An 11,897-nucleotide genomic window follows, 5' to 3' on the forward strand; every position below is an offset into this window, starting at 1 on the left:
ACCTAGCTGTAATACATAAACCTGCAGGTATATTAGTTAGCGGAAACACTTTTAAAACGATAGCTAATGCTTTATTACAAAACTTAAAACCAAGTACACTTGATGATGCTACACAACCACAACCTGTACACAGATTGGATTATGCTACAACTGGTATTTTATTAATAGGAAAAACTAGCAGTAGTATTCGTGCTTTAAATACTTTATTTAAAACTAGAGCTATTACCAAATCTTACTACGCTATTACTATTGGTAACATGTCAAATAATGGAAGCATCAAAACAAATATTGATGATAAAACATCACACTCTGATTATCAAGTGTGCCAAACGGTAATTTCTAAACGTTTTGAAACTTTAAATTTAGTAAAACTTAATCCTAAAACTGGCAGAAGACATCAATTAAGAAAACACTTATTTAGTATAGGTCACCCAATACTTGGTGATCAAACTTATGGTTTTGAGTCATTAATATTAAAAGGGAAAGGGTTGTATTTACACGCATATTCTTTAGCGTTTACTCATCCTTTTACAAATACACATTTAGTATTAACATCTAAGTTACCAAAACGGTTTACTAAAATATTCCCTGATTTTAAAGCCTAAGCTGCTACTCTACTGGAAAATCAAAATATTGGTTTCTAAAAGGTTCTCCTCTTAAAGTAAAATGCCACCATTCTTGCGAGTAATTTCTAAAACCGTTAGTGGTCATTACTTTTTGTAACAAATCACGATTAGATTGTTGTTGTGTTGTTAAATTAGAATTTTTAACCCAAGACGCTGGACCAAAAAAATCAAAAGGTGATCCCATATCTAGAGGCTCACCTGTTTCTAAATTTACAATGGTTAAATCTACTGTACTACCACTACTATGTCTTGATTTTGAAGCTATATAACCTTTTTTAAACAAGTTTTGTTTTTTTACATTTGGATAGTAATCATGCTTTTTTAAAGTATCATTAATTTGTTTTGCCCAGCGTACAAAATGATTTACAGCACGTTGTGGTCGGTATGCATCATAAATTTTAAGACCTAAACCTTGCTTTTTCAAGGTGTCTTGTATTTTTTTTAAGGCTTGAGCTGCCTGATTTGTCATAATTACAATTTCTTTTTTGTAACCATCAATTTGCTCACCTACAAAATTATCATCTTGACAATATTTTAATTGTACAGCTAAATCTTCAATCACATCTTGTGCATATACAAATCCTTTTGGTAATTGTGCTAAACAAATGGTAGAAAAAAAAGTTATTAAAAGTGTTATGCTAAGCTTCATATTATATAAATTATAGGCTAAATTTATAAAATAAAAACTTACTATGGACTATCCTTGGCATCTTTATATAATGAGTCTAATGTACATCTTTGCAGGAATTATGCATTTTGTTAAACCAAAATTATATATGCGTATTATGCCTAGATATTTACCTAATCATAAATTACTTGTGCATTTAAGTGGTTTTGCCGAAATCCTTTTGGGTATCACTGTTTGTATTCCATTATTAAAAGACATTAGTATTTATGCTATTATAATAATGTTAGCTATATTTTTAATGGTTCATTTTTATATGTTGTCAGGTAAAAAAGCTTCGGCTGGAATTGCAACTTGGATTTTAGTATTACGTATTCCGTTACAATTTGGGTTAATGTATTGGGCTTATTGGTATTTAAAATTTTAGTGTATGTTATTTTCAGAAGCATTTAAACTTAACTTACCCGATTCGGATATTACATATTATCCTAATTTTTTAAATCCCGAAGAAGCTGATTACTATTTTAAAATTTTATTAAACGAAATACCTTGGCAACAGGATGACATTACTGTTTTTGGCAAAACATATGCGCAACCAAGATTAACTGCTTTATTTGCTGATAATAAAAAGCCTTACAGTTATTCTAATATTACGATGCAGCCTCATGGCTTTTCTTCCGCTTTAAGCGAAATAAAAAAAAAGATAGAAGATATTGAAAACAATACATTTACAACCTGTTTAGCTAATCTTTATAGAGATGGTCAAGATAGCAACGGTTGGCATGCTGATAATGAGAAAGAATTGGGTAAAAACCCAATAATAGCTTCGATTAGTTTGGGACAAGTAAGACCTTTTAGCCTAAAACATAAAGTACATAAACATTTAAAACATAAAATAGAATTACAATCTGGAAGTTTATTAGTAATGAAAGGAAGCACGCAACAACATTGGCTACATCAAATTGCTAAGACAAAAAAAATTATTAAACCAAGAATTAATTTAACGTACAGAATTATAAATTAATTTTAACTATTTAAAACATAAAAGCCAAGGTCCCTCAACCTTGGCTTCTTGCTATTTAACATTTTTTACTTTACGCAGATTTATATTTTAAAAACCTACTTAATTATGCAAATAATAATTAATTAATCCATTGAACTAAAAAGTATGTAATTTTTAGCACAATACAAACATAAAACTTATTTCAAATAAAAACGTTTAAAAACATCATTTATCGATGAAATACATTAAATTTTAACATTTATTGACAAAACACAACATATCACCGATTAAAAACGATATGATATAAGTCCAAAATCAATCTTTTATGGACAAAAAAATTAAGCGTAAATTTGAATTATTAAATACAATTATATCTTACTATTTGAGTTACTATAAAAAATACTATAACATGAAATCTTACCTATTACTATTTTTTGCATTGACCTCCACAATAATTCTGGCACAAGACACACAATATATAAGTAAAGATATTGCAATCAATAATTACATTAATGGTACACTTTTAACTCCTAAAACAATACAAAAACCAAACTTAGCTATAATTATTGGTGGATCAGGTCCGACAGATAAAGATGGGAATCAAAATTTTTTAAAAACTAATAATCTTAAAAAACTAGCCATTAGTTTAAGTAATAATCAAATTGCAACATTCAGGTATGACAAACGTATAGTTAAGCAAATACGAGAAAGAAGTGTTGATAATACTATTATTTTTGATGATTTTGTAACAGATGCCACTTCGGTTATAGATTACTTTATTAAAACAAACACGTTTAATAAAATATATGTGATTGGTCATGATCAAGGTAGCTTAATTGGTATGTTAGCCTCAAAAGATAAAGCCAATGGATTTATATCTTTAGCAGGTTCTGGAAAAAGTATTGATAGTGTTATAACAGAAGAAGTTGCCAAAACTGCGCCTCAGTTTAGTCAGGATACACAACGTATTTTTGAAATTTTAAAAACAGGAAAAACAACAACTGATTATCCTGTAGCTTTATCTTCTATTTTTAATATCGAAACCCAACGTTTTATAATGAATTGGATGCAGTACAATCCTACTTCAATACTAAGCACTTTAAACATTCCATCATTAATACTACATGGTAGTAAAGACTTACAAGTTAGTAAAGCTGAAGCTGAAAATCTTAAAAACGCAAGCAACAAAGCCCAATTAAAAATTATTGAAAACATGAACCATGTATTGGTAACCATTGAAGGTGGTGATTTAGAAAATTCAAAATCATATAATGAGTCTCATCGTCCATTAGCAAATGGCTTAATTGATGCTATTATTACTTTTATAAAAGAATAAAGACATAACAATATATTTAAAATAGAAAAAGCATCCTTAAACAAGGATGCTTTTTCATACTAACCAACCAAAAATATGATAATTATTACTCGTTTCTATTATAGGTAACCACACCTATTTTGAAAGTCTTAGTAAATAATTACATTAACTATATTACAATTGTCGTGCCAATTATTATAAACTAACTCTATTGATTGTTAAATATTTACTAATGTAATAAAACAGAAAAAGCATCATTAAAAATGATGCTTTTTCATACTAACCAACCAAATGTAATTATTACTCGTTTCTATTTAGGTAACCACACCTGTGTAAGAAAGTCATCATAAATAACTACAAACTTAATAGTACAATTGTCGTGCCAATTATAATTTACTAACACCTTGTCTTGTTAAAGATTTATTAATATTATAAAACAGAAAAAGCATCATTTAAATGATGCTTTTTCATACTAACCAACCAAATGTAATTGTTTACTCGTTCTTGTTTAGGTAACCACACCTAGTGTTAAAAAGTCATCATAAGTAATTACATTTAATACTAAACAAATCCTGTGCCAAACTTTAATTTTAAACCTTTTAATAACCATTTTATTTGATTATTTTGCGTTGACTATAAACTAACATTATGACTGAACCATTATTTACTAACGACACTGTCGTTTTTGGAGTACTAATGCTTGCATTAGGCTTTATATTTTATACAGAATCTTTAAAAGGAGGTTTCTGGGAAAAATTTTACAAAATTGTCCCTGGATTATTTATGGCTTACATGCTTCCAGCCATACTAACAACTATAGGATTAATTGCTCCAGAATGGGAAACCACATCAAATACTGGAGACGTTATAAAACATAAAACCAATTTATATTTTGTAGCCAGTCGTTACTTATTGCCAGCTGCTTTAGTACTAATGACCTTAAGTATAGATCTTAAGGCGGTTTTTAACTTAGGATGGAAAGCTTTAATTATGTTTTTTACTGGTACTTTAGGTATTGTAATTGGTGGTCCAATTGCAATATTATTAATCTCTGCAATATCACCAGAAACAGTTGGAGGCATTGGACCAGATGCTGTATGGAGAGGTCTATCTACATTGGCAGGAAGTTGGATTGGTGGAGGAGCTAATCAAACTGCAATGCTAGAAATTTACGGATATAATCAAGCTGAATATGGTAAAATGGTTTTTGTAGATATTGTAGTTGCTAATGTTTGGATGGCTATTTTATTAATAGGAATAGGAAAAAGAGCTAAAATCAATAAATGGTTAAAAGCTGACACATCGTCTATTGAAGCTTTAAAGGAAAAAGTGTCATCTTATACCGAAAGTATCAAACGTAATCCAACAGTAACAGATTTAATGTTACTTGCAGCTATTGCTTTTGGATCTGTAAGTATTGCGCACTACTGCGCAGATAACTTAGCGCCTTTCTTTGGCAAAATTGTTTCAGACATACAGTCTCAAACATTAAAAAATACATTTACCTTTTTAGATAGTACTTTTTTCTGGATGATAAGCATTGCAACTATTATTGCAATTATTTTATCCTTTACTAAAGCTAAAAACTTTGAAGGTGCAGGAGCAAGTAAATTTGGAAGTGTTTTTATATACATATTAGTTGCAACAATAGGAATGAAAATAGACATTACCTCTATTTTTGATAACGTAGGTTTAATAGCTATAGGATTAGTTTGGATGACCATTCACGCATTATTATTAATAGGTGTAGCCAAATTAATTAAGGCTCCTTATTTCTTTTTAGCTGTAGGTAGTCAAGCTAATGTTGGTGGTGCAGCATCTGCACCAATTGTAGCATCAGCTTTTCATCCTTCTTTAGCAACTGTAGGTGTTTTATTAGCAGTTTTTGGTTATGCAGTAGGAACATTAGCAGCCATTGGTTGTACTATTTTAATGCAATTAGCATCTGGAGGTTAGTATTTTTGTTTTTTTTAATTGATATTTGCCCACTTTAAAACCAAATTTTAGATGAAAAAGATTATTGCATTATTACTACTAGTTTCAATTTTTTCCTGCGGAAGCGATAGCGACAAACTTACCGTTAAAGGAAACATTAAAGGATTAAAAAAAGGAACTGTATATTTAAAAAAAGTTAGTGATACTATATTAGTAACTGTAGATTCGGTTAGCGTCAATGGAGATTCAGAATTTACATTACAATCAGATATTTCAGAACCAGAAATGTTTTACTTGTATTTAAATAAGAATACAAAAGTAGATGACAGGATTTCGTTTTTTGCAGATAAAGGTGTAACTGAAATTAATTCTACATTAAAAAACTTTGCTTACGACGCAAAAATCAAAGGGTCTAAGCAACATGAAACTTTAGAAGAGTATTTAACAATGATTGGTAAATTTACCGATAGAAACTTAGATCTAACTAAAGAGTTGTTTGAAGCTGCAAGAGATAATGATACTATAAAGCAAAATAAAACTCAATTAGCAATAAATAGTTTTGTAAAACGAAAGTATTTATACACTGCTAATTTTGCTGTAACACACAACGATAGCGAAGTTGCTCCATATTTAGCATTATCGGAAATATATGATGCTAACGTGAAATACTTAGATACTATAAATAAAGTATTAACACCTAAGATTAAAGCCTCTAAATACGGAAAGCAATTAGATAAATACATCGCAGATATCAAAAAATCTGAACAGTAAGATTATTTAAAAAATAGATCAAATTAAAAAAGCCATTTAAGAAATTAAATGGCTTTTTTTTGTTGACTATTAGACATAAAAAAAGCTTCCCAAATTGAGAAGCTTTTTAAGAGCCGATGGAGGGACTCGAACCCACGACCTGCTGATTACAAATCAGCTGCTCTAGCCAGCTGAGCTACATCGGCAAAAGAGTTTGCAAATATAGAGTTATCTATGATATCTGCAAACTTTTTCTAAAAAAATTTTATCCTAATTTATTAATTCTTTCAATTAACGCTCTACCTTTAGTTTCAAGGTCTGATTTGATGGCATTAAAGTGTGCTTTTTTATTCTCGACACTTTTATCATTAGTCTTTGCTATTAATTCATCAAACGTATTAATTGCATCATCAATGATAGCTTCGCTGTCTTTTGTATCTTTATCAGTGTTAGAAAATTCCCAAACGTATACTGCTTCAATAATATCTCCTAAAACATAGTTTATGTCTTTTTTTAGATCTCTTTTATTTGCCATAATATTAATTTTTATTTAGCTGCAAATTTACATATAAAGTTCCGAATTAAAACTATTTAAATGCATTTTAAAGCCTTCTTTTATAATTTATATAATTATTCTCCTGAATACTTTACAAAGTTTCTAGGCGTCTCATAAAGTGTTATTTCTAGATCTAAATCTGAATTAAGTTTTGCTTTAACTTTGTTATAAATAACTACAACTATATTTTCGGCTGTAGGATTTAAATCTTTAAACTCTGGCACATCTAAATTTAAATTTTTGTGATCAAAAGCATCCTCTACTTCAGACTTTATGATGTCTTTTAAAATTTTAACATCAATAACATAACCTGTTTCTGGGTCAATTGTACCTGTTACACTGGCAATTAGCTCGTAATTATGTCCATGAAAATTAGCATTGTTACACTTACCAAATATCTGGTCATTTTTTTCATTGGTCCAATCTTTACGATATAGCCTATGTGCTGCATTAAAATGTGCTTTTCTACTAACTGTTACTTTCATTGCTAATATTTATAAATTGGTAAAACTTATCGAATATAATTTTAAACCAAGCTGTATATAACTCAGGTTGATTAATTATGTCTTGCCTAACGTCTTCTAAAGGCATCCATTTCCAACTTTCAACTTCATCTTTATTAATTATTGGTTCCTCTTGATAGTATCCAACCATAATATGGTCTAATTCATGCTCAGTTAAACCGTTATCAAAAGGTGCTTTATAAATGAAGGAGGTTTTTTCAACTAATGCTGTTGTAAATCCCATTTCTTCTTGCAAACGTCTGGTTCCTGCTTGTAAATTAGTTTCACCTTCTCTTTGATGACTACAACAGGTATTAGTCCATAGTCCAGGAGAATGGTATTTGCTTAAAGCTCTTTGTTGTAGCATCAATTCGTTTTTATCATTAAAAACAAAAACAGAAAACGCTCTATGAAGTAAGGCTTTTTCATGTGCTTCCATTTTTGGCATTAAGCCAATTTGCTCGTCAAACTGATTTACTAATATTACTTGTTCTTCTTTCATTAATTACGTTATGATACACAAAGTTAATACTTAGAATTTTGTCTTTTTTATTTTTGAGTAATTTAATAATAAAAAAGCACCTTAGTAAAGGTGCTTTTTTATTATTAAATTAAACGATTTTTATGCTTAGTTATTTATGATAATAAAATTACTTCGTCTGTTTAAATCGTGTTCTTCTTCAGTACATTTAACATCATTACTACATCTATTAACCAACATCGTTTCTCCGTAGCCTTTTCCTTCCAATCTATCTGCAGCAATACCTCCTTTTTGGATAATGTATTGTTTTGTAGACACATTTCTTCGGTTAGACAAAGCCCAGTTATAATCATCTGATGCTCTTGAATCTGTGTGTGATTGTACATCAATTCTAACAGAAGGATATTTAGTCATGTAATCAATAACTTTCTTTAATTCAATTTCAGCATCTGGTCTAATATTAGATTTATCAAAATCAAAATAAATTGGGTTTAAGTTTAAGACTTCAACTAAATCCATACCTACTTCAGCTGGTTGTTGAGTTGCTGGTGTCAAATTAAGTTTTAAAACTATATCTTCTTTTTTTCTAGGTTTTACTACAAATGTTTGTTCTGATTGTATGTATCCATCTTTTGATGCAATGATGCTATATTTTTGTTTATTACAAGGTCCTTCATAACTAAAAGCTCCATTTTGATCAGAGGTTAAATTTTGTACTTCTACACCTTTTTCATTAATTACAACTACACTTGCATAAGGTATAATAACGTTAGTTAATTTATTAACTGTAGTTCCATAAACAAATTGAGTACAGAATGTTCTGGTAAATTTATAAATGTCGTCATCTCCTTTACCATTGTACCTATTAGATGTTAGGTAACCTTCATTTGAAAATTCGTCTATAATAAACTCAAAATCATCTCTAGAACTGTTAATTGGCTTACCTAAATTAGTAACTGAATGACTAGGATCGTGTAATTTAATCATAAACACATCTAAACCTCCTAAACCTTGGTGTCCATCTGATGAGAAATATAGAGTTCCGTTATTACTCATATATGGAAAATTCTCTCTACCTTCTGTATTTATAGTACTACCTAAGTTAACAGGTTCTCCATAGGCACCATCTTCTAAAATATCTACATAATAAATATCAGATTTACCATGAGTTCCTGGCATATCACTTGCAAAATACAACTTAGTTTCATCCAAACTCAAAGCTGGATGAGCTACATTATATTCATTGCTATTAAAAGGCATGCTAACAATATTTGTCCATGAACCATTAACCAACTCTGCTTTAAAAATTTTAAGACCATTAACTTTTTCGTCACTTTTTCTAACTTTACCTTTAAAGTAATTGTTTCTGGTAAAATATATTGTTTTACCATCTTGAGTAAATGACGTTGATGACTCATGAAATTTAGTGTTTATGGTATTAGAAAAATCCTTAACAGTTGTAGAGTCATTACTCTTAAAATACAGGTCTAAGAATGGTTGTTCGTTCCATTTGTATAACTTACCATCACCTCTTGAAGAAGCAAAAACAATTCCGTCTTTAAAAAATGATGTTCCAAAGTCGGAAAAACGTGAGTTAAAGTCTAAATTTTCTAATTCAAAATCAGCTGACATCGCTTCAATAGCCTCTAAATAATTTGGAGATTTTAAGAATAAAATAGCTCTAGAGTCATCAGGTTTTAGTGATGCGAATTCTTTCATTTTTGTATTAGCTCCTTCATAATCACCAATAGCTTTTAAGCTCATTGCGTATCTGTAATAGTACTCATATTCAATTACAGCATTAAGCATAAATAACTCTCCATACCATTTTGCAGCATCTTCCATTTTAGAATTATAATAGTAAGAATTAGCTAGTTTTTTATAGACTTCTGGTGTTTTGTTACCTTTCTCTACAAGCTTTAATAAAGCTTTTGTTGTTTTTACATAAGAAAGTTTATCATATTTTTTTTCTGTACTACTAGAAATACCATCATCTTGTGCAAATGAGAATGTAAACGAAAGCACAAGTATTAAAGTAGAAAGTATATATCTGTTTTTCATAATCTATATAATGAATGTATTTAAAAGAATCTTGGTGATAAAATTTTAGTTAAATCTCTTGGTTCAAATCTTAAGAAGACTTCAAATGAACCAGAATTAAACTGAGTTTGACCAAGGTCTGTTGTTTCTCTATCATAACCAAAACCTAACATTACACTTTCTGATACTTGATAGCCTAATAAACCACTTAATGCAGCATCCCAACGGTAAGCTAAACCAAAAGTGAATTTTTCTTGATATAAAGCGTTTAATGTTACATCTGCTTGAAGAGGTGCACCTGTAACCGCTTTAACTAAAAATGCTGGTTTTAATTTAAGATCTGTATTTACATCAAAAACGTAACCTCCCATTAAATAAGCATTCATTCTTTCATTAGCCTCAGACAATGAAGCTTCATCAAAGTGTGTTGTTTCTAATAAATTAGGAACAGAAAGCCCTAAATACCATTTATCTGCATTTCGGTAATAGATACCAGCTCCTATATTTGGTGAAAACTTATTATCAATATCTGTATTTAATAAAGCGTCACCACTATTATATTGACTTAATTCAGAATATTTGATATCTAATAAATGACCACCAGCTTTCAATCCTAAAGACAATCTTCCTTGGTCAGACGTATTAATTGTATATGAGAAATCAATATCAACATATGTTTCTTGAGTTGGACCAATACGATCATTAACAATAGACAAACCTAAACCTACCTTACCATCCTCTCCACCTAATGGAGAATGAATATTAAAAGTAGCTGTGTCTGGAGCACCATCTAAACCTACCCATTGAGTACGGTATAATAGTAAAGCACTTAATCCATCTCTTGCACCTGCATAAGCAGGATTTACACTCATAGTATTATACATATACTGAGTGTATTGAGCATCTTGTTGAGCAGAAACTTCAACAAAGCTTACAGTACTAATAAGAGCTATTAAAATTAAAATTCTATTTTTCATTATAAAAAGGTATAATTATTTTTTAAATAGAGGTAACTATTAAACAGCTACCTCTTTTATTAACTATTATCTATCGTTGAATATATAAGTATCCAGCTCTTGATTTAGTTTCACTTCCATTATCATATTCAACTATATAGAAGTAAGTTCCTACTGGTAATTGTTTTTCAACTTTCACATTTACTCTACCATTAGATTCTCCTTTAAAGAAATTTCCGTTTTGAGCATAACCTGTTGTTTCATAAACAATAACTCCCCATCTGTTATAAATCCTAACTGTATTTTCTGGGTATAATTCAATGTTTCTAATCACAAACACATCATTATCACCATCTCCATTAGGTGTTACAGCATTAAATATCTCTAATTCATCTTCTGAAGGTGTAGCATTGTTAACATCTAAATAATCAGGTAAACCATCACCATCACTATCTACTGCGTCACCACCAAAACCAATTCCGTCAAGGTTAGGATCAGGATACTCATCTTCGGTTAAGATACCATCATTGTCATCATCAGTATCTAAGTAATCAGGTATACCATCACCATCGCTATCATCGTTTGTAGGATCATTATCTCCATCAGGATTAATATCTCCATCAGAGTCATCTACGTCAGCATAGTCTTCGTTAATAGTATCAACACCATCATTATCATCGTCCGCATCTAACCAGTTTGGTGTTCCGTCTCCATCTGTATCTCCTAAAGGAAATTCTTCACCGTTTGGAACATTATCTGAATCACAATCTCCTAAAAACCAATCTTCAGATTGAGAAACAGTTGTACTAGTTATCAAGAAATCACATGGATCCTGAGGGTCTGTACCATCAACTAATTCTGTTTCGTTAATAACTCCATCTCCATCACAATCTAAAGCTTCCCATGCTTCCGTTACTATTGTAAGATCTTGATTTGTTGCAAAATAATCACAAGGATCTACTGGATCTGAACCATCAATTATCTCTTGACCATTAGAAACTCCATCTCCATCACAATCTGCATTAAGAAATTCGTTATCAAGAATTTCAGTGATACTATCAACATTATAATCACATGGATCATTTGGATCTGTATTATCATCTAAAA

13 protein-coding genes and 1 tRNA gene are annotated in these 11,897 nt (G+C 30.1%); 6 read left to right on the top strand and 8 right to left on the bottom strand.

Translation table 11 applies throughout. The annotated features are described in order from the left end of the window. The first annotated feature begins 11 nt into the window (after positions 1-11). On the top strand, positions 12-605 hold the full coding sequence (locus ITB9_RS15160; protein WP_371440206.1) for an RluA family pseudouridine synthase: 594 nt from the start codon (positions 12-14) through the stop codon (positions 603-605). 4 nt (positions 606-609) lie between these two features. Here ITB9_RS15160 and ITB9_RS15165 read toward each other — a convergent pair whose 3' ends face one another. Then, on the bottom strand, positions 610-1,275 hold the full coding sequence (locus ITB9_RS15165; RefSeq protein ID WP_054852902.1) for a M15 family metallopeptidase: 666 nt from the start codon (positions 1,273-1,275) through the stop codon (positions 610-612). Between the two features lie 43 nt (positions 1,276-1,318). On the opposite strand from ITB9_RS15165, the gene ITB9_RS15170 reads away from it, so the two are divergent. From ITB9_RS15170 to ITB9_RS15190, 5 genes are all read left to right on the top strand, one after another. Continuing rightward, on the top strand, positions 1,319-1,678 hold the full coding sequence (locus ITB9_RS15170; RefSeq protein WP_028606987.1) for a MauE/DoxX family redox-associated membrane protein: 360 nt from the start codon (positions 1,319-1,321) through the stop codon (positions 1,676-1,678). Between the two features lie 3 nt (positions 1,679-1,681). Beyond that, positions 1,682-2,275, top strand: coding sequence for an alpha-ketoglutarate-dependent dioxygenase AlkB (locus ITB9_RS15175; protein WP_054852903.1), 594 nt, complete (start codon positions 1,682-1,684; stop codon positions 2,273-2,275). 388 nt (positions 2,276-2,663) lie between these two features. After that, positions 2,664-3,590: an alpha/beta hydrolase gene (locus ITB9_RS15180; protein ID WP_054852904.1), complete on the top strand. Its 927-nt coding sequence runs from the start codon at positions 2,664-2,666 to the stop codon at positions 3,588-3,590. 627 nt (positions 3,591-4,217) lie between these two features. Continuing rightward, on the top strand, positions 4,218-5,525 hold the full coding sequence (locus ITB9_RS15185) for a DUF819 domain-containing protein (protein WP_054852905.1): 1,308 nt from the start codon (positions 4,218-4,220) through the stop codon (positions 5,523-5,525). Positions 5,526-5,576: 51 nt separating this feature from the next. Next, positions 5,577-6,275 carry a DUF4369 domain-containing protein gene (locus ITB9_RS15190; protein WP_028606983.1) on the top strand — a complete coding sequence of 233 codons (699 nt, stop codon included), beginning with the start codon at positions 5,577-5,579 and terminating at the stop codon, positions 6,273-6,275. Positions 6,276-6,386: 111 nt separating this feature from the next. On the opposite strand, the gene ITB9_RS15195 is transcribed toward ITB9_RS15190, so the two are convergent. The 7 genes from ITB9_RS15195 to ITB9_RS15225 all read right to left on the bottom strand — a co-directional run. After that, positions 6,387-6,460 (bottom strand) — tRNA-Thr (locus ITB9_RS15195). A gap of 59 nt (positions 6,461-6,519) precedes the next feature. Beyond that, a complete protein-coding gene (locus ITB9_RS15200) occupies positions 6,520-6,789 on the bottom strand; it encodes a hypothetical protein (RefSeq protein ID WP_028289419.1) in 270 nt (89 codons plus the stop codon). 95 nt (positions 6,790-6,884) lie between these two features. Next, complete coding sequence (locus tag ITB9_RS15205; RefSeq protein ID WP_028289418.1) at positions 6,885-7,295, bottom strand: 6-carboxytetrahydropterin synthase; 411 nt, start codon at positions 7,293-7,295, stop codon at positions 6,885-6,887. After that, positions 7,279-7,815 carry an isopentenyl-diphosphate Delta-isomerase gene (idi, locus tag ITB9_RS15210; RefSeq protein WP_028289417.1) on the bottom strand — a complete coding sequence of 179 codons (537 nt, stop codon included), beginning with the start codon at positions 7,813-7,815 and terminating at the stop codon, positions 7,279-7,281. Before idi ends, ITB9_RS15205 begins: the two co-directional genes overlap by 17 nt. A gap of 126 nt (positions 7,816-7,941) precedes the next feature. After that, complete coding sequence (locus ITB9_RS15215; protein WP_054852906.1) at positions 7,942-9,855, bottom strand: OmpA family protein; 1,914 nt, start codon at positions 9,853-9,855, stop codon at positions 7,942-7,944. 20 nt (positions 9,856-9,875) lie between these two features. Continuing rightward, the gene (locus tag ITB9_RS15220) at positions 9,876-10,811 is read right to left on the bottom strand and encodes a type IX secretion system membrane protein PorP/SprF (RefSeq protein ID WP_028289415.1); all 936 of its coding nucleotides are present in this window, start codon (positions 10,809-10,811) and stop codon (positions 9,876-9,878) included. A gap of 70 nt (positions 10,812-10,881) precedes the next feature. Continuing rightward, positions 10,882-11,897, bottom strand: a 1,016-nt coding sequence (locus ITB9_RS15225; RefSeq protein WP_148638486.1) for a gliding motility-associated C-terminal domain-containing protein, incomplete at its 5' end; no start/stop codon positions are given.

It is taken from the genome of Olleya sp. ITB9 (genome assembly GCF_001315805.1).
Classification (GTDB): Bacteria; Bacteroidota; Bacteroidia; order Flavobacteriales; family Flavobacteriaceae; genus Olleya; species Olleya sediminilitoris.